This is a genomic window from uncultured Pseudoflavonifractor sp. (assembly GCF_944387805.1).
Taxonomy (GTDB): Bacteria; Bacillota; Clostridia; order Oscillospirales; family Oscillospiraceae; genus Pseudoflavonifractor.
Genome location: NZ_CALXGI010000061.1, coordinates 1 through 17,100 on the forward strand (window position 1 = coordinate 1; position 17,100 = coordinate 17,100).

Annotated in this window: 17 protein-coding genes and 1 tRNA gene; 7 read left to right on the forward strand and 11 right to left on the reverse strand. The window is 60.5% G+C overall.

The features are described 5' to 3' along the window. Positions 1 to 180: 180 nt before the first annotated feature. Together rpsI and rplM are read right to left on the reverse strand one after the other, a co-directional pair. Entirely contained in the window at positions 181 to 585 is a 405-nt protein-coding gene (rpsI, locus tag Q0K06_RS11695) for a 30S ribosomal protein S9 (protein ID WP_294536645.1), read from the reverse strand. A 16-nt stretch (positions 586 to 601) separates the two neighbouring features. Beyond that, a complete protein-coding gene (rplM, locus tag Q0K06_RS11700; RefSeq protein WP_294552687.1) occupies positions 602 to 1,033 on the reverse strand; it encodes a 50S ribosomal protein L13 in 432 nt (143 codons plus the stop codon). A 238-nt stretch (positions 1,034 to 1,271) separates the two neighbouring features. On the opposite strand from rplM, the gene Q0K06_RS11705 reads away from it, so the two are divergent. Continuing rightward, positions 1,272 to 2,045, forward strand: coding sequence for an ATP-binding protein (locus tag Q0K06_RS11705; RefSeq protein ID WP_294552689.1), 774 nt, complete (start codon positions 1,272 to 1,274; stop codon positions 2,043 to 2,045). Further along, positions 2,042 to 2,569 (forward strand): DNA topology modulation protein FlaR, encoded by a 528-nt coding sequence (locus Q0K06_RS11710; protein WP_294552691.1) that lies wholly within the window; start codon positions 2,042 to 2,044, stop codon positions 2,567 to 2,569. The genes Q0K06_RS11705 and Q0K06_RS11710 overlap by 4 nt, the downstream gene beginning before the upstream one ends. A 57-nt stretch (positions 2,570 to 2,626) precedes the next feature. Here Q0K06_RS11710 and Q0K06_RS11715 read toward each other — a convergent pair whose 3' ends face one another. Further along, entirely contained in the window at positions 2,627 to 3,718 is a 1,092-nt protein-coding gene (locus Q0K06_RS11715; protein ID WP_294552697.1) for a glycerol dehydrogenase, read from the reverse strand. Between the two features lie 240 nt (positions 3,719 to 3,958). Between Q0K06_RS11715 and Q0K06_RS11720 the strand changes: the two genes are divergently transcribed. Further along, positions 3,959 to 5,170 (forward strand): hypothetical protein, encoded by a 1,212-nt coding sequence (locus Q0K06_RS11720; protein WP_294552700.1) that lies wholly within the window; start codon positions 3,959 to 3,961, stop codon positions 5,168 to 5,170. Between the two features lie 61 nt (positions 5,171 to 5,231). On the opposite strand, the gene htpG is transcribed toward Q0K06_RS11720, so the two are convergent. From htpG to Q0K06_RS11745, 5 genes are all read right to left on the reverse strand, one after another. After that, complete coding sequence (htpG, locus tag Q0K06_RS11725; RefSeq protein ID WP_294552703.1) at positions 5,232 to 7,145, reverse strand: molecular chaperone HtpG; 1,914 nt, start codon at positions 7,143 to 7,145, stop codon at positions 5,232 to 5,234. A 136-nt stretch (positions 7,146 to 7,281) separates the two neighbouring features. After that, a complete protein-coding gene (locus tag Q0K06_RS11730) occupies positions 7,282 to 7,740 on the reverse strand; it encodes a GNAT family N-acetyltransferase (RefSeq protein ID WP_294552705.1) in 459 nt (152 codons plus the stop codon). A gap of 35 nt (positions 7,741 to 7,775) precedes the next feature. Beyond that, complete coding sequence (locus Q0K06_RS11735) at positions 7,776 to 8,975, reverse strand: DUF815 domain-containing protein (protein ID WP_294552707.1); 1,200 nt, start codon at positions 8,973 to 8,975, stop codon at positions 7,776 to 7,778. 787 nt (positions 8,976 to 9,762) lie between these two features. Then, positions 9,763 to 9,839: transfer RNA gene (locus tag Q0K06_RS11740), tRNA-Arg, on the reverse strand. Between the two features lie 87 nt (positions 9,840 to 9,926). Further along, positions 9,927 to 10,448: a DUF6512 family protein gene (locus tag Q0K06_RS11745; protein ID WP_294552710.1), complete on the reverse strand. Its 522-nt coding sequence runs from the start codon at positions 10,446 to 10,448 to the stop codon at positions 9,927 to 9,929. A 167-nt stretch (positions 10,449 to 10,615) separates the two neighbouring features. Here Q0K06_RS11745 and Q0K06_RS11750 point away from each other — a divergent pair, with 167 nt between their 5' ends. Both Q0K06_RS11750 and Q0K06_RS11755 read left to right on the forward strand, forming a co-directional pair. Further along, positions 10,616 to 11,686 (forward strand): MBL fold metallo-hydrolase, encoded by a 1,071-nt coding sequence (locus tag Q0K06_RS11750; RefSeq protein ID WP_294552714.1) that lies wholly within the window; start codon positions 10,616 to 10,618, stop codon positions 11,684 to 11,686. Between the two features lie 30 nt (positions 11,687 to 11,716). After that, a complete protein-coding gene (locus Q0K06_RS11755; protein WP_294552719.1) occupies positions 11,717 to 12,277 on the forward strand; it encodes a rhomboid family intramembrane serine protease in 561 nt (186 codons plus the stop codon). Between the two features lie 47 nt (positions 12,278 to 12,324). Here Q0K06_RS11755 and Q0K06_RS11760 read toward each other — a convergent pair whose 3' ends face one another. From Q0K06_RS11760 to Q0K06_RS11770, 3 genes are all read right to left on the reverse strand, one after another. Beyond that, complete coding sequence (locus Q0K06_RS11760) at positions 12,325 to 13,116, reverse strand: ZIP family metal transporter (RefSeq protein ID WP_294552722.1); 792 nt, start codon at positions 13,114 to 13,116, stop codon at positions 12,325 to 12,327. 409 nt (positions 13,117 to 13,525) lie between these two features. Further along, positions 13,526 to 14,449 (reverse strand): pseudouridine-5'-phosphate glycosidase, encoded by a 924-nt coding sequence (locus Q0K06_RS11765; protein ID WP_294552725.1) that lies wholly within the window; start codon positions 14,447 to 14,449, stop codon positions 13,526 to 13,528. A gap of 62 nt (positions 14,450 to 14,511) precedes the next feature. Beyond that, a complete protein-coding gene (locus Q0K06_RS11770) occupies positions 14,512 to 15,597 on the reverse strand; it encodes a PfkB family carbohydrate kinase (RefSeq protein ID WP_294552728.1) in 1,086 nt (361 codons plus the stop codon). Positions 15,598 to 15,739: 142 nt separating this feature from the next. Between Q0K06_RS11770 and Q0K06_RS11775 the strand changes: the two genes are divergently transcribed. Beyond that, entirely contained in the window at positions 15,740 to 16,489 is a 750-nt protein-coding gene (locus Q0K06_RS11775; RefSeq protein ID WP_294552731.1) for a hypothetical protein, read from the forward strand. 102 nt (positions 16,490 to 16,591) lie between these two features. After that, the gene (locus Q0K06_RS11780) at positions 16,592 to 17,026 is read left to right on the forward strand and encodes a LytTR family DNA-binding domain-containing protein (RefSeq protein WP_294552734.1); all 435 of its coding nucleotides are present in this window, start codon (positions 16,592 to 16,594) and stop codon (positions 17,024 to 17,026) included. The last annotated feature ends 74 nt before the right edge of the window (positions 17,027 to 17,100 follow it).

Consider the following 17,100-nt stretch of genomic DNA (forward strand, 5'->3'; position numbering starts at 1 on the left):
AAAAAGTTGTCCTATAATTTAACCCATTAGCCCTCATTTTAGGGGTGGTTGTCCTTTATTTAACCCATAAAAATCGGGTCAAAACAGGTCAGACTATGCCAAAACAGGGCAAACAATCTGAAAAGGAAAAACCCCGAAAACCGCGTGGTTTCGGGGTTTTTGAGCTGTTTTGAAACAGTTTTAGCGCTTGCTGAACTGCGGAGCGCGGCGGGCTGCCTTGAGACCGTACTTCTTGCGCTCCTTCATACGGGGATCGCGGGTCAGGAAACCGGCGGCCTTCAGAGCGGGACGGAACTCGGGGTCCACATTCAGGAGGGCGCGGGCAATGCCGTGACGGATGGCGCCGGCCTGGCCGGTCACGCCGCCGCCCACGACGGTAGCGACAATGTCCACCTTGCCGATGGTGCCGGTGGTGTTCAGGGGCTGACGGACCACCATCTTCAGGGTGTCCAGGCCGAAGTAGTCGTCGATGTCACGGCCGTTGATGGTGATGGCGCCGGTGCCGTTGGGGAACAGGTGCACACGAGCCACGGAGGACTTCCGGCGGCCGGTGCCGTAGAGATAAGGCTTCTTGCTCTTATACATAGTTCAATTTTCCTCCTTATTCCGCGGTCCAGGCCTCGGGCTTCTGAGCGGCCTGATTGTGCTCAGCGCCGCGATAGATGTGAAGCCGGGTCAGAGAGTCCTTGGTGACGATGTTGCGGGGCATCATGCCGCGGATGGCCACCTTCATGGCCAGCTCGGGCTTCTCCTGCATCAGGATGCGGTACTTGGTCTCCTTGAGGCCGCCGGGGTAGCCGGAGTGGGTGCGGTAGTACTTCTGCTCGCCCTTCTTGCCGGTCAGGACGGCCTTCTCGGCGTTGATGATGACCACGTAGTCGCCGCAGTCGGCGTGGGGGGTGTACTCGGGCTTGTGCTTGCCGCGCAGCAGGGTGGCGGCGGTGGCAGCGGTCTTGCCCAGGGGCTTACCGGCCGCATCGAGGATGTACCACTTGCGGACGATGTTTCCCTTGTTGGCCATAAAAGTGGACATAGGTGAAACCTCCATTGCTTTTATATCTTCCAAATCTGGACTTGACAGAATCAAAGCTCCACCTGTACAAGTGGAGCGTTTTGTATTATAATGCACTCGTTTCAAACTGTCAACGGCTTTTTTCATGTTTTTAATTTATAAATATGAAATCTCCGTTTTTCTTCCGTTTTCTTCTCCGCACTCTCTTATTCTCATTTTCATTTTTTAATTTATTTTCCCGAAAAAGTGAGGTCTCCCTATGAACACCAAGCTCCTGAGCTACATCCGCCGCTGCGTGGAGGACTACGACATGATTAAGCCCGGCGACCGGATTGCCGTGGGCGTGTCCGGCGGCAAGGACTCCATTGCTCTGCTGGCCGGTCTGGCCGGCCTGCGCACCTTTTACCCTGTGCCCTTCACCGTGGAGGCCTTCACCCTGGACATGGGCCACGTAGACGGCGGTGTGGGCATGGACTTTACGCCGGTGGCGGAGTTCTGCAAGACCCTGGATGTGCCCTACACCATTCTCCCCTCCGAAATCCACCATATTATCTTTGACCTGCGGAAGGAGAAGAACCCCTGCTCCATGTGTGCCAAGATGCGCCGGGGCGCCCTCCATAACGCCCTGATGGACCACGGCATCCACAAGATTGCCCTGGGCCACCACTTTGACGACGCGGTGGAAACCTTCTTCCTCTCCCTCTTCTATGAGGGACGCATCTCCTGCTTCCAGCCGGTGACCTACCTGGACCGGACCGACATCGTGCAGATCCGCCCCCTCCTCTATCTGAGCGAGGCCAGCATCCGCACCATCGCCGCCAAGGAGGGATATCCCGTGGTCCACAATCCCTGCCCAGCCGACGGCTTCACCAAGCGGCAGGAGATCAAGGAACTGGTCCGCACCCTGGACAAGCAGTATCCCGGACTGAAGCAGCGGGTGCTTGGGGCCATGCAGCGGCTCCCCCTCCCCGAGTGGGGCCCGGTGAATCCCCGCCGCCGTCCCCTGCCCGATGTGGGAGGAGAACAGGCATGAAAATCGCGGTGATGGGCTACTCGGGGGCGGGAAAATCCACCCTGTCCAGAGCACTCTCTCAGCGGCTGGGGCTGCCCCTGCTCCACCTGGACAAGGTGCAGTTCACTGCGGGCTGGCAGGAGCGGGACCGGGCGGAGGCCCTGGCCATGGTGGAGGAATTTATGGCCCGGGACAGCTGGGTCATCGACGGCAACTACTCCGGGTTCCTCCAGGCCCGCAGGCTGGAGGAGGCCGACCTCATCGTCTTTCTGGACCTTCCCCGGCTCACCTGCCTGCGCCAGGCCTGGGGACGGTACCGCCGCTTCCGCGGTCAGGTGCGGGACAGCGCCGCCGACGGGTGCTGCGAAAAGTTTGACCTGGAATTTTTCCGCTGGCTGGTGTGGGACGGCCGCAGCAGGAAGCGGAGCGCCCAGTACCGGAGCCTTATGGCCCGGTACAGCGCAAAGGCCGTGGTGCTGAAAAGCCGGAGGCAGATTCAATCCTTCCTGGCCCGGTTCCCGGCGTCAGACCCCGCAGCTCCCTGAAAAGAACGCCCCCTGCCGTCCTGATGGACGGCAGGGGGCGCTGCGCGTGTATCTCCCTTACTTATACTGGCGGCCCAGGGCGTCGGCGGTGAAGATAGCGGCGTAGACCTTGTCGGCGGTGACCTCCATGGGCATGTTGTGGATGGTCTCGCCGGGCACGGAGGCAGCCTCCGCCACAGCACGGATCACCTCGGGGGCGGCGTCGGCCAGACCCAGGTCAGCCAGGGTGGTGGGCAGGCCCACGCTCATGCAGAAGTCCAGCACCTCTTCGATCTGCTCCATGTCGGCGTTCTGGAGCACCAGCTGCACCAGGGTGCCGAAGGCCACCTTCTCGCCGTGGTACAGGCTGTGGGTCTCGGGAGCCACGGTAAAGCCGTTGTGGATGGCGTGGGCGCCGGCCAGGCCGCCGGACTCAAAGCCGATGCCGGAGAGGTAGGTGTTGGCCTCGATGATGTTCTCCACAGCCTTGGTGCACACGTGCTTCTCTACCGCCAGCTTGGCCTTCAGGCCGTCGGCGAGCAGGGTGTCGTAGCAGGCCCGGGCAAGCACCAGGGCGGCGTTGGTAATCTTTCCGCCGGCGCAGGTGGAGGCATTGGCATCCGCGGTAGCCTGGGCCTCGAAGTAGGTAGCCAGAGCGTCGCCCATGCCGGACACCAGCAGACGGGCGGGGGCCTTGCTCACCACATCGGTGTCCACCAGCACCACATTGGGGTTGGCAGGCAGCCACAGATACTCCTCAAAGACGCCCTCGTCGCTGTAAATCACGGACAGGGCGGAGCAGGGGGCGTCGGTACCCGCGATGGTGGGTACGATGACCACAGGCTTGCCGGCGTAGTGGGCCACGGCTTTGGCGGTGTCGTGGATCTTGCCACCGCCGATGCCCACCACCACGGTGGCGCCCAGCTCATCCAGCTGGCTCTTCAGGCGGTTGATCTCGTTCTTGGAGCACTCGCCGTTGAAATACGCAAAGTGGACGGTGCAGCCCGCGGCCTTGAAGCTCTCCTCCACCTGTCCGCCCACACGCTGATAGCCGGACTTGCTGATGAGCACAAAGGCGTTTTCTCCCAGGGGGCGGGTGTAGGTGCCGATATTGCTCAGCTCGCCCTGACCCTGAATGTACTTTCCCGGTGCAATGATGATGTTGGCCATATGTCAGCTCTCCCGTATTTCATATTACGCCCCGCTTTCCCGCAGTGCGGAGCCAAAAGCAGTATATTCCTTTGATAATTATTTGTCAATCTCTTTGCTTCTTTTTCTCTCCTGTTCCGTATGCAGCTCTTCTGTTAACTTATGTTATTGATTCGAATTTGGAAAAAATATAAAATGTAAGAAATTATATCCTGTGAGATGGCTCACGCTCTGCAGGATATGGGAATGGGAGGTACTTTTATGAAGAAAAAATTTCTGTCCCTGTTTCTGGCCATGGCTCTGGCCCTGGGCCTGGCCGCCCCTGCTCTGGCTGACGCCATGGGCGAGACCCGGGTGGGCTTCCGCTTCGGCGAGACCTTTTACTCTTATGACGCCCCTGCCAGCGGCGCCGGCTGGAGCTATGACGGCAACTACACCATGACCTTTAACGGGCTTAATATCGCAACCCCCGACAATCCCTATGGCGACAGCGGCTATTTCCAGCTGTGTAATCTGGACAAGCCCTTTACCTTTGTGCTGACCAGCGGCACGAGCAACAGCGTCAATACCATGGATTCCATCTATAAGATGGGCAAGACCCTGGAGGACCAGCCCATGGTGACCATCCAGGGCGGGGGCAGTCTCTCCTGCCACCAGCTCACGCTGGGCGACCTGACGCTGACTGACGCCGCTATCACCGCCACCTATTTCTCCTGTTTCAAGCTGACCCTCTCCGGCGGCTCCATCACCACCACCGGCCTGACTGTAAACGACAGCTATACCCTGAACAGCGGCAGCATCCTGGTGGAGCGGGATAAGCCCGCCTTTGAGGGCTTCCGGGTGTATATGGACGATACGGCAGCGGCCAGTTCCCTTGTCTCCCAGTTTAAGGATCAGTACGGCAAGCCCCTCCAACTCAAGCAGGAGACCTTTGACTGGGGCACCCTGACCAGCATCTATGACAGCGCCGGTGAGTACGTGACCTATGCCGTCTGGACCGGCGGCGGCGTTACGCCTCCTACCCCCGCCAAAACCGCCTATGCCTCCACTCAGTCCGTGAAGGTGGACGGCGTGGCCGTGGAGTTCCAGATGTACGCCCTCAAGGACGAGAAGGGCAACGACACCAACTATGTAAAGGTACGCGACGTGGCATACGCCCTCAACGGCACCGCCGCCCAGTTCAACGTGGGCTGGGACGGCGCAGTGAATCTGGTCACCGGCCAGGCCTACACTGCCAACGGCTCTGAGATGTCCACCCCCTTCAGCGGCAACCGGAGCTATCAGAACTCCACTGCCGCCACCAATGTGAACGGCTCCGCCGCTGCGCTGGATGCCATCCTGCTCACCGACGATGCCGGCGGCGGATACACCTACTACAAGCTGCGGGACCTGGGCCAGGCGCTGGGCTTCAACGTAAGCTGGAGCGCAGAGCTGGGCGTCTATATCGAGACGGATAAGCCCTACGAGGGTTAATACAGCAAGAAAATGCCGCCCCGGCGCCATACGGCGCCGGGGCGGCATTCTGTTTTTCGGTTTACTTCATCAGGCTGCACACCAGCTCAGTGTAGGCGGCCGGGTCCTCCAGGGGCAGGCCTGCAATGAGCAGAGCCTGGTCGTAGAGCAGCTCGGCGTACTTCTTGGCCTTCTCCGGGTCGGAGTCCACCGCCTCCCGCAGGGCGGCGAAGGCGCCGGAATCCGGGTTGAGCTCCAGCACCCGCTGGGCCTTCATGCTCTGGGCGCGCTCCGGGTCCATGCGGGAGAAGTACTTCTCCATCTCAATGGTCACCGGGCCGTCGGCAGTGAGGCACACCGCGCCCGACTTCAGAATCTTGGACACCCTGGCCTCCTTAATCTTGTCGCCCAGAGTCTCCTTCACGAAGGTGAGCACGTCCTTGCTCTCCTCCGCCTTCTTTTCGGCGGCGGCCTTCTCCTCGTCGGTCTGAGGCAGGGCGTCCTCGTCGGTCACCGGCTTGAAAGCCTTCTCATCCCAGGCGCCCAGGGCGTTCATGATGAACTCGTCGGGCTCCTCCGTCAGGTAGAGAATCTCATAGCCCTTGTCCAGAATCCGCTCGGCCTGGGGCAGGCGGGCGATCTGGTCCACGCTCTCGCCGCAGGCGTAGTAGATATACTGCTGATCCTCAGGCATCCGCTGACGGTACTCGGCCAGAGTGGTCAGCTTGCCGTCCTTGGAGGAGTGGAACAGAAGCAGGTCCTTGAGCATGTCCTTGTGGACGCCGTAGTCCTCCAGCACGCCGTACTTGATCTGGCGGCCAAAGGCGGACCAGAAGGTCTCATACTTGGCCCGCTCGTCCTTCTGGAGCTTGAGCAGCTCAGCCTTGATCTTCTTCTCCAGGTTGGTGGCAATGATCTTCAGCACCTGGGTGTGCTGGAGCACCTCACGGGAGATGTTGAGGGAGAAGTCGGCGGAGTCCACCACGCCCCGGACAAAGCGGAAGTGGTCGGGCAGCAGGTCGGCGCACTTGTCCATAATAAGCACGCCGGAGGAGTAGAGCTGAAGGCCCTTCTCATACTCGCGGGTATAGAAGTCGTAAGGGGCGTGGGCCGGGATATAGAGCATGGCCTTGTACTCCACCTGGCCTTCGCCGTGGACGTGGACCACAGCCAGGGGATCCTCCCAGTCGCCATAGTGCTCCTTATAGAAGGCGTTGTACTCCTCCGCAGTCACCTCGCTCTTGGGCCGCTGCCACAGAGGCACCATGGAGTTGAGGGTCTCCCACTCGTCATAATCCTCCCATTCGGGCTTATAGTCCTCACCGGCGTCGGCGGGGCGCTCCTTCTGGCGGGACTTGTGCATGAGCATCTGGATGGGGTAGTGGATATAGTCGGAGTACTTCTTCACCAGGTCGTCCAGGCGGTACTGCTCCAGGTACTGGCTGTACTTCTCATCGTCGGTATCCACCTTGATGTGAAGTACAATATCGGTGCCCACGCCGGCCTTCTCCGCCGGCTCAACGGTATATCCATCGGCGCCCTCGCTCTCCCAGCGCCAGGCCTGGTCAGAGCCGTAGGCCTTGCTGGTGACGGTGACCTTGTCGGCCACCATGAAGGCGGAGTAAAAGCCCACACCGAACTGACCGATGATGTCCACGTCGGCCTTCTTGTCCTGATCCATGTCCTGCTTGAACTGGAGGGAGCCGCTGCGGGCGATGGTGCCCAGGTTCTCCTCCAGCTCCTCCCTGGTCATGCCAATGCCGTTGTCGCTGATGGTCAGGGTGCGGGCAATCTGGTCGGGCGTGAGGACAATCTTGAAGTCGGACCGGTTCAGCCCCACCTTGTCGTCGGTGAGGGCCTTGTAGGCCAGTTTATCGATGGCGTCGCTGGCGTTGGAGATGATCTCACGGAGGAAAATTTCCTTGTGGGTGTAGATTGAGTTGATCATCAGGTCCAGCAGTCGCTTGGACTCCGCCTGAAACTGTTTCTTTTCCATGATATCTGCCTCCATATATGAAACGATTCGGATTAACAACATAGCGTTAGCACTCGAAACATCCGAGTGCTAACGCTATGATAATCCTTCGCGTTATAATTTTCAAGGGGGTTCAAAGAAAATTTACAATTTATCCTCAGGTCCCGGTTTTATGGGCGTAGATCCGCATCCAGCCGCCCCAGTCACCCGTGTCGCGGACCAGCCCCAGAAAGCGCCAGCCGTACTGCTCATAGAAGGCGGTATGTTCGGTCACAAGATAGAGCGTGTCAATTCCAAAGCGGCCCATGTCGGAGCACGCCCATCGCAGCAGTTCCCCTGCGATTCCCCTGCGGCGATAGACCCCCTCCACATACAGTGCGCAGACGTTGGGCGCCAGGTCTTTCCGGCTGTGAAAATCATTTTCAATGACGCCGAGCCCGCCGACCATTTGCCCGTTCTCCAGTGCGGCGTACCACTGAGGAACCGCTGCCCCGCCCTTCCGGCATTCCTCCATGCTCTCCAGATAGGCTGCCGCAGGGATGCCCCATTTCTCATGAAACCATTCTGCCGCCATCCCGGCCAGCTCTCCGTGGGCTCTGAGATTCAGAATCTCCATTTTGCTGTGCGCTCCTTCCTGTCTCCGGCAGCCGGTCACATGCTCAGGCTGGCAATAAACTGCCGGGCGGTGCGGGGCGTACGGCCAGGGTGATGCATCTCGAACTTTACCGCCTCGGCCCGGAGGGTATCCCGGTCCATAGCGACGCCGTACAGGTCGGCCATCCGCTCCACCATGTCCAGGAACTCCGGCTTGCCCACCGCCAGATAGGGAATGCGCAGTCCAAACCGCTCGGACAGAGAGGTCTTTTCCGCAATGGTCTCAGTGCGATCCACCTCGTCCCCGGCACGATCGGAGAAGGTCTGCCGCACCAGATGGCGGCGGTTGGAGGTGGCGTACACCGCCACATTGGCCGGGCGGCGCTCCAGGCCGCCCTCCAGAATGGTCTTGAGAACAGAGTAGGTCTTGTCATCCTGATCAAAGGCCAGGTCGTCGATGAAGAGAATAAACTTGTGCCGCCGCCCGGCCAGAGTGGGGATCAGGTCGTGGAGTTCGCCAAGCTCCTCCTTCCGTACTTCAATGAGCCGCAAATCCTCAAAGCCGGGCACTGTGAGAAGGGATTTGACGGTCACTGATTTTCCGGTGCCCGGGTCGCCGTAGAGCAGCACGTTGTTGACCAGATTGCCCTCCATCATGGCCCGGGTGTTGGCGATAACCTTGTCCCGCTGGCGCTCGTAGCCGATGAGCTCCGCGCCGTCGGTACAGTCCGGATTGTCTACCGGCCGAAGGGCGCCTTCCTCCCACAGGAAAGCCCGATTGCGGGCAAAAAGCCCCGCGCCGCTGCGGCGGTAGAACTCGGTCAGAGATGCAAAATCAAAGGGCACATCGCCGCTCCAGCGAGGCAGCTTGGCGGGGACTGCGGCCGCTTCGGGAGGCAGCAGCGCGCCGATTTTGCTGAGGAGCAGCCCGCCGCTCAGGCCTGAGAGCTGACGGAGCACCTCCACATCCCGCTCCGCGGCCCCTGCAAGCTCCTTATCCTCCCCGCCTCGCTCCACCATGCGGGGATAAGGGCCGTCCTCATAGCGGAGCTTGTCGTGGAGCCAGCTTCCCAAGGTCTCGTACCCCTCCTGCCGCAGGCGGTAGAATACAGCGGCATACCGCTCCAGAGCCTCACCGCCCCGGCCTTCACTGACTGCATCCAGCAGGGCAGACACCGCCCTTATTAGGGGCTCGTCCATTATGTTCCGATAGGCGGACACCCCCATCAGGGCGTACCGCAGCGCTTCCAATGTCATCTCGCATCCCTCCCGGGCCTGTATTTTTTCCATTTTATGCGCGGCGGCACCGGTTGTCAATGGGTTGTCCCTTGTCCTATTTTGATAACTCCACGGGTCTGATTTTAAATGGCACAATAGATAACACAATATGACTTGCAGTTCCATTAAGCAAAACAAAAACAGACTCCCCACTGTCTCGGAAAGTCTGCTTCTGGAAGAGATGGTTAAAATCCATCGTTTGAAGTTCCAAAATATATAGGAGTGCTGCCCGACTGGCCTTCCGGCCGGCAGCGCCAATGCGCCGTGTGAGCGTTTTGCTTCAGGCAAAACCTCGGCGCAGGCGGAACTCCCTTCCGCCGCGCATTTGAAATACCGAAGGGTGGCGCCGCCCTCTGGGCGTTGAAACCCAAAACAAAAGGACATCCAAAAGGATGTCCCTTTGTTTTGGAATGGGCGGTTAAGCTCGATATTTCTTAATAGAGAAACATGCCGCCCGCAGGACGGCCTACCCACTGCAAGCCCAGCGCAGCGGGTCGCAGTGGGAAAGGAGGCGCAAGGGCGCGGGCGGATGATGTCTTTTTGCATCAGTTATAAAAAGACGTGGCCGCAAAGCGAACTTTGCGACCACGTGGAAGGGACGGTTAAAATCGATATCTCTTCACGATAAGACAAAACCGCCGCGTAGCGGCGGACCCAAACCGCAACCCAGCATAGCGGTTGCGGTTTGGAAAGGAGGAGCAGCGGCGTAAGCGCGCTCTGACTTATAAAATAAGTCGGAGCAAGCGATACAAAGCTTGCTCCGACGTGGTACGCCCGAAGGGACTCGAACCCCCAGCCTTCAGAACCGGAATCTGACGCTCTATCCAATTGCGCTACGGGCGCGCACAAGCGCCTCAACCAAGGCGCTCAATTATTATAGCAAGGATTTCCCGATTTGTAAAGGGGGTTCTTCCGTTTTTTTCACTCTGGTCAGCAGGGGATGACCTGCCAGGTATGCATGCCGGAGAGGTCGGCAAAGAGGATATGGTCAGGGGGCAGGAAGGTAAAGATCACTACGGCACCGCCCAGGGCGGCAGTGAGCAGCAAAAGCAAATCCGTGCTTCGCCGGACAGCCGGACGATTGAATACCGCCGCCAGTAGAAAGCCCGCTCCCATCAGCAGAACGTACAGGCCTATATCGAAGGCCAAAGAATCCCCACCTGCTGCCACATGGTAGAGATACCCCGCCGCCAGCATGGCGGCACAGATGGACAGCAGTGACAGCAGCCACGGTCCCAGACCGTCCCGTCCGTCCCGGCGGCAGAGGAGCAGCACCCCTAAAAGGAAGGGCCAATAGAGGATTTTCAGGTGCTCCCATATGCTCTCATTCACCGGCGCAATGAGGGCGACGATAGGATTGGGAAAGAAATCATGGATAAAATGGAGACAGGCCCCCGCCAGAGTGACCGCGACAAATGCAGTCAGGAGCTTTCCAGATAGCCTCGCCGGCATGGCGATACCCCCTTTTCTTTTCCAGAATATGCAGCGCTGCTCCCTTTTATTTCCCTTTCTGCAAAAAGTGTTTTCCTCTCCGTTCTATCCCCCTCTTTCTTTTTTCGCCGCGGTAGTTTATACTGATGTCTGCACATTATGTATACCAACACGGAAAAGGAGTTCCCATGAAACGACGTATTGTCCCTCTGCTCGCCCTGCTCTGCCTGCTCGCCTCCCTGGCGGGCTGCGATCTGCGCCCTGCCCCCTCCCCTGCCGCCGTATCCGACGGCTCCACCCTGGCTGTTCACTTCATCGACGTGGGCCAGGCTGACTCCGCCCTGCTGGTGTGCGGGGAGGACGCCATGCTCATCGACGGCGGAAATGTAGCCGACAGCAGTCTGGTGGTGTCCTACCTGGACCAGCAGGGCATCGACCAGCTGGACTATGTGGTCTGCACCCACGCCCACGAGGACCACGTGGGCGGCCTGTCCGGCCCGCTGAACACCTGCACTGTCAGCCATGTCCTCTCCCCCGTCACCGAGTACGACTCCAAGGCCTTCCGTGACTTTGTCAAGTACACCGAGGCCCAGGGGCTGGAGCCGGAAATCCCCTCCCCCGGCGACACCTTCTCCCTGGGAGAGGCCCAGGTGACCATTCTGGGCCCTGTGGCAGAGTACAGCGAGACCAACAACACCTCCATTGTGCTGCGGGTGGATTTCGGCGAGACCTCTTTTCTCTTCACCGGGGATATGGAGACCAAGGCGGAAAAGGATCTGCTGGACCAGGGGGCGGACCTCTCCGCCACTGTCCTCAAGGTGGGCCACCACGGCAGCGACACCTCCTCCAGCTACTCCTTCCTGCGGGAGGTCATGCCGGAGTACGCGGTCATCTCGGTGGGGCTGAACAACGACTACGGCCACCCCTCTGACGATGTGCTCAGCCGCCTGCGGGACGCGGGCGCCACCGTGTACCGCACCGATGAGCAGGGCACCATTGTGGCGGTGAGCGACGGCGCCGCTGTCACCTTCACCACCGAGAAGAACACCGCGCCCACCCCTGGCCGGGACAGCGGGACCACGCCCCAGCCCAGCCAGAGCGCCGCTGCACAGGAGACCTACATCGGCAACCTGAACTCCAAGGTGTTCCACCGGGAGGACTGCCCCAACCTGCCCGCCGAGCAGAACCAGGTTCTCTTCTCCAGCCGGGAAGAGGCCGTGGCGGAGGGGTACACCCCCTGCGGCAACTGCAAGCCCTGACCCGCTCATTTTAATTTTGAGGTGATACGGATGAAACGGATTCAGTACAATTCCCCGGTAATCCTCACGTTTTTCTTTCTCTCTCTGGCGGCCCTGGTGCTGAACCAGCTCACCGGCGGCTGGACCAATCTGCACCTCTTCTCCGTCTACCGCTCCCCCATCTCTCCTCTGTTCTTCGTGCGCCTGCTGGGCCACGTGCTGGGGCACGCCGGGTGGGATCATTTCCTGGGCAATATGCTCCTGCTGCTGGTGGTTGGCCCGCCCCTGGAGGAGAAATACGGCAGCAGCACCCTGCTGGCGGGTATCGTTCTCACCGCCGCTGTGTCCGGCCTGCTTCAGTGCCTCTTCTTCCCCGGCACGGCCCTGCTGGGGGCCAGCGGCATTGTATTCATGCTCATCATGCTCTCCTCTCTGGCGGGTATGAGGGCCGGCTCCATCCCTGTCACCCTGATTCTGGTGGCTGTGCTCTACCTGGGTCAGGAGGTGTACTCCATCCTCTTTATCCAGGACAACGTGGCCAATTTCATGCATCTGGTGGGCGGCGCCTGCGGCACGGCCTTCGGCTTCCTGGCGGCCAGAAAAAAGCTGTAATCACAAAAACAGCGGCGGAAACAGAAGTTTCCGCCGCTGTTTTGCTGTTATCCCAGGGCTACGTCCAGAATCATCATAATGAGAAAGCCGCCCATGACCCCCAGGGTACCCACGTTGGAGTGCTCCCCCAGGTGGGCCTCGGGAATCAGCTCCTCCACCACCACGTAGATCATGGCGCCGGCCGCAAAGGAGAGCAGCCAGGGCATCAGCGGGGCGATCTGGCCTGCCAGCAGCACGGTGAGAATCCCAAAGACCGGCTCCACAAAGCCCGACAGGCTGCCGCACAGGAAGGACTTAACGGGTCTCATTCCCTCCTGCCGCAGGGGCAGGGAGATAGCCGCTCCCTCGGGAAAGTTCTGAATGCCAATGCCGATGGCCAAAGCCATGGCGGCGGCGTAAAGCGCCGGGTCGTCCCCGTGCTGGGCCGCCAGAGCAAAGGACAGGCCCACCGCCATCCCCTCAGGGATATTGTGTAAGGTGACGGCAAAGACCAGCATGGTGGTGCGCTTCAGGTGCGCTTTCACGCCCTCCGGCTCCTTGGCGCCGGGATGGAGATGAGGCAGCAGACCGTCCAGGGCTATCATCAGCCCCACGCCCAGGACAAAGCCACCCGCCGCCGGAATCCAGCCGATCATACCGGCCGCCTCCGCCTCCTCAATGGCGGGAATCAGCAGGGACCAGACCGAGGCGGCAATCATCACGCCTGCGGCAAAGCCCAGAAAAATCCGCTGGGCCAGCGCAGTGACCTGCTTTCGAAACAGAAACACCATAGCCGCCCCAAGGCTGGTCATCAAAAAAGTAAATCCGGTGCCTCCGGCGGCCCAGAGCAGTGCTGTCATAAGGGGTTCCCCCTTTCAAAAGTTTTATGATTCTAACAATTAGTTTGAGCTAACAAAATGATAGCATGTCCGCCTCCCGCTGTCAATCCCTAGCTGCATACTGGGAATATTTTTTCGATAGAACGAAAAAACAGCGCCCCGGAACATCCGGGGCGCTCAGAGTTATTGAAAAAGCCTCGCAGAGTTCGCGCCCGCAGGCGCGAATACAGTAAAATCTGTTTTCTCCGGCGACATGTGCGCCGGAGAAAACGCTTCTCAGCATGCAAGTGTGGAAGCGCTCCGCCAAAGGCGAGCAGCTTCTGCGCGCAGCGGGCTGTATCCCGCTCGAAAAAGCGGCAAAGCCGCTTTTTCGAAGGTCACAGCGCCCCGGAACATCCGGGGCGCTGTGCTTATGCCGAAAATACCGCGCTTACTTCAGGGCGCAGATGGCGGCAGCAGTCTTGGCAGCCAGCTTGGCATTGTTGTACACCAGATGGATATTGGAGTCCAGGGAGTCGCCGCCGGTCAGGTCCTTGATCTTGGCCAGCAGGAAGGGGGTGGTGGCCTTGCCGTGGATGCCCTGCTCCTTGGCTTCCTCCACAGCCTCGTCGATGGCCTTGTTGATGACGTCGGCATCCATGGAGTACTCCTCAGGGATGGGGTTGGTCACCAGCATGCCGCCCTTGAACTCCAGCTCACGCTGGGCATGGAAGGCAGCGGCCAGCTCCTCGGGGGTATCAATCTCGTAATCCACGCTGAAGCCGCTCTTGCGGGTGTAGAAGGCGGGCAGCTCCTTGGTGCCGTAGCCGATGACAGGCACGCCGTGAGTCTCCAGGTACTCCAGGGTCAGGCCCAGGTCCAGGATGGACTTGGCGCCGGCGCACACCACCATCACAGGTGTCTGGGCCAGCTCCTCCAGGTCGGCGGAGATGTCCATGGTGGTCTCGGCGCCGCGGTGAACGCCGCCGATACCGCCGGTGGCAAAGACCTGGATGCCCGCCATGTGGGCAATGATCATGGTAGTGGTGACGGTGGTGGCGCCGTCCTCACCCCGGGCCACCAGCACGGGCAGATCCCGACGGCTGGCCTTGGTCACTTCCAGGCCCTTCTTGCCCAGGTACTCGATCTCTTCCTTGGTGCAGCCGGCCTTCAGGCGGCCGCCGATGACGGCGATGGTGGCGGGCACAGCGCCGTTCTCACGGATGATCTGCTCCACGTTGAGGGCGGTCTCCACGTTCTGGGGATAGGGCATGCCGTGGGAGATGATGGTGGACTCCAGGGCCACCACGGGCTTGCCGGCGGCAATGGCCTCGGCGACTTCAGGGGCGACGTCCAGATACTTGTTCAGGCTCATTTTTCAATTACCTCCAGAATAATATTTTGTGTATATTACATTTTGTAGTGGATTTTTCTGTTTCAGTCCTGTATGCCCATGCGCTCCTTCAGCAGGCGGGCGCTCATGGCAGGGTTAATGGTCTCGGCGCTCTCCATGGCAATGGCCCCCGCCGCCATGGCGGCACGGGCGGTGCCCTCCAGATCGGTGCCCTCCAGGTAGGCCCAGGCGATGGCAGCCATGCCCGCGTCGCCGCAGCCGGTGGTGTTGACCATATCGCCGGGACAGCAGGGCACATGACAGCGGCCGTTATGGTCTGCGGCCAGAACCCCGTCCCCGCCCAGGCTGATGAACACCCGGCGCAATCCGGTGGCCAGCAGGGCGTCCGCCGCCGCGTTGAGGCTCTTCTCATCGGTGATGGTCACGCCGGAGAGCAGCTCGGCCTCCAGACGGTTGGGCTTGAGGGTGTGGAGCTTGCCCAGCACCGGCCGGAGCTTCTCTGCCTTGGCGGTGGAGACCGGGTCGGCAAAGATGGGCAGCCTGATGTTCTCCGCCAGCCAGGCGATGGACTCGGCCGGAATGTTGGTGTCCAGCACAATGAGCTGGGCGTTCTGGAGCAGCCGGGACCGGCTGGACAGGAACGCCGGGGTCACGTTCTTATAGATCTCCATGTCGCTCACCGCCAGGGCCATGTCCCCCCGCTCGTCGGTGATGAAGAGGTAGGTGGAGGTGGCGCCGCCGGGCACGGTCAGGCACTGGCTCACGTCAATGCCCAGCTCGCCGCAGCTGGCCGCGATGCGCTGGGCGTTCATGTCGTCGCCAAAGGCGGTGAGGAGCCGCACATCCATGCCCAGCAGGCTCATGTTATGGGCGATGTTCCGCCCCACGCCCCCCAGGCTCATGCGCACGGCGCCCGGGTTGGAGTCGGCTGGCACCAGCTTGTGGGACGGACGGCCGCCGATGTCCATGTTCACGCCGCCCACCACCACCGCGTAGGGCGCGGTGCGGACGATATACCCCCGGCCGGCAATGTGCCCCTGCTTCATCAGGTTGGAGATGTGCACCGCCGCCGAGGAGCGGGTGATGCCCGCCTTCTCCGCCAGCTCCTGCTGGGAGATGAGGGGGTTCTCCTCAATCCATTTGAGAATCTGTCGTTCCCGCTGGGTCATGGCCTCGCCTCCTAAGCAAAAGTTTGTTTTTTAATCAAATGCTTATTATACATCTTTTCTCTCCCCTGTCAAGGGACAAACGGAACTTTTTCTCCAAAAAAACGTCTGAAAAACAGAATCAAACCCGGAAGGAGGAAGCGCAATGAAAATTCGGCTCCTGGCACTGGCCATGACCGGGCTGCTGGTCCTGACCGCCTGCGCGCGAAAGGAGGCCACCTTGACCGTGCGTATTGTGGACGGGGCGGAGACGGGCGCCCTGATGGTGGCCGACCTGGATGGGGGCAGCGGCATCTACCGCCTGGGGGCGGATGATGGCCCCGTTACCATAGACGGACACCCGGCCACGGCGGACGACCTGGCAGACGGCATGAAAATCACCATTACTTTTGACGGGATGGTGCAGTACAGCTCTCCTATGGGCTTCTATGAGATCTACGCCCTGGATGGGGACGGAAGCAGCGTGGACGACCGCTGCGGCCTCTACCTCCAGGTGCTCAACGACCTGTGGGCGGCAGAGCCCGGCCTGAACGAGGGCGCCACGCAGCTGGCTGTGGACCTGTCCGGCCTAACCGACCTGACCCCGGGTGAGAAAGCGGGCCTGGCCTGGCGCTTTGGCGAGGACTGCCGCCTGTCGCCCGCTATGGAGGTACCTCTGGAGGTGCTCTGGCAGGAGGGCTATCTCACCCCCATGACGGAGGGCGGTGAGGAGGACCCCAACCTCTGCGCCTGGGAGGACGGCTGTCTGTTCTCCATCACGGGGGACGCGGATACCGGCTTTGAGGCCCGGAAGTGGCGCTCGGGCACAGAGAGCTATGCCTTTTCCGACTGTACCGCCCAGATGGCGGAGGACGGCTCCTGGACCTACACGGTGGGAGAAGCGGGCGCTCCCTGAGCCATCTGCAACCGAATATTCCCGCAGAGAGACCGTCTGTCCCGATGGCATGGACAGACGGTCTCTTTTTGGTTATAGTTAGGGTGGAAAGGGGGAGGACCCATGAAGGTAACGATACGCATAGAGCCGGGCTGCGGCGCGCCCTCGGTGACCATCACGGCCCCCGCCCTCACCGACGAGATAAAGGCTCTGGCCGTCCGGCTGGAGAGCGGGGACCGGCTCATCGGCTGGCGGGACGGCTCCGCCTTCCCCATCCCGCCGGAGGAACTGCTCCGGTGCTACGGTGAGGACAAGGGCGTCAGGGCCCAGACGGCTGATGGGGTGTTTGAACTGAAGGAGCGGCTCTACGAGCTGGAGGCCCGGCTGGACCGGCACACCTTTGTGCGCATCTCCCAGTCGGAAATCGTCAATTTGACCAAGGTCACCGCCCTGGACCTGAAGCTGTCGGGTACCATCAGGATGACCCTGGCGGGGGGCACGGTGTGCTACGTGTCCCGCCGGTACGTAAAAAAGATAAAGGAAGCCCTTGGGCTGTGAAAGACCTGCTAACAAAAGTCAAGTAGAAATTTCAGGTTTTGGAGGCAGCGAAAAAGGCAACACAAAATCAAGCC

Coding starts and splice junctions, on each gene's coding strand:
- rpsI (WP_294536645.1), bottom strand. CDS start 585: ATGTATAAGAGCAAGAAGCCTTATCTCTACGGCACCGGCCGCCGGAAG.
- rplM (WP_294552687.1), bottom strand. CDS start 1,033: ATGTCCACTTTTATGGCCAACAAGGGAAACATCGTCCGCAAGTGGTAC.
- Q0K06_RS11705 (WP_294552689.1), top strand. CDS start 1,272: ATGAACACCAAGCTCCTGAGCTACATCCGCCGCTGCGTGGAGGACTAC.
- Q0K06_RS11710 (WP_294552691.1), top strand. CDS start 2,042: ATGAAAATCGCGGTGATGGGCTACTCGGGGGCGGGAAAATCCACCCTG.
- Q0K06_RS11715 (WP_294552697.1), bottom strand. CDS start 3,718: ATGGCCAACATCATCATTGCACCGGGAAAGTACATTCAGGGTCAGGGC.
- Q0K06_RS11720 (WP_294552700.1), top strand. CDS start 3,959: ATGAAGAAAAAATTTCTGTCCCTGTTTCTGGCCATGGCTCTGGCCCTG.
- htpG (WP_294552703.1), bottom strand. CDS start 7,145: ATGGAAAAGAAACAGTTTCAGGCGGAGTCCAAGCGACTGCTGGACCTG.
- Q0K06_RS11730 (WP_294552705.1), bottom strand. CDS start 7,740: ATGGAGATTCTGAATCTCAGAGCCCACGGAGAGCTGGCCGGGATGGCG.
- Q0K06_RS11735 (WP_294552707.1), bottom strand. CDS start 8,975: ATGACATTGGAAGCGCTGCGGTACGCCCTGATGGGGGTGTCCGCCTAT.
- Q0K06_RS11745 (WP_294552710.1), bottom strand. CDS start 10,448: ATGCCGGCGAGGCTATCTGGAAAGCTCCTGACTGCATTTGTCGCGGTC.
- Q0K06_RS11750 (WP_294552714.1), top strand. CDS start 10,616: ATGAAACGACGTATTGTCCCTCTGCTCGCCCTGCTCTGCCTGCTCGCC.
- Q0K06_RS11755 (WP_294552719.1), top strand. CDS start 11,717: ATGAAACGGATTCAGTACAATTCCCCGGTAATCCTCACGTTTTTCTTT.
- Q0K06_RS11760 (WP_294552722.1), bottom strand. CDS start 13,116: ATGACAGCACTGCTCTGGGCCGCCGGAGGCACCGGATTTACTTTTTTG.
- Q0K06_RS11765 (WP_294552725.1), bottom strand. CDS start 14,449: ATGAGCCTGAACAAGTATCTGGACGTCGCCCCTGAAGTCGCCGAGGCC.
- Q0K06_RS11770 (WP_294552728.1), bottom strand. CDS start 15,597: ATGACCCAGCGGGAACGACAGATTCTCAAATGGATTGAGGAGAACCCC.
- Q0K06_RS11775 (WP_294552731.1), top strand. CDS start 15,740: ATGAAAATTCGGCTCCTGGCACTGGCCATGACCGGGCTGCTGGTCCTG.
- Q0K06_RS11780 (WP_294552734.1), top strand. CDS start 16,592: ATGAAGGTAACGATACGCATAGAGCCGGGCTGCGGCGCGCCCTCGGTG.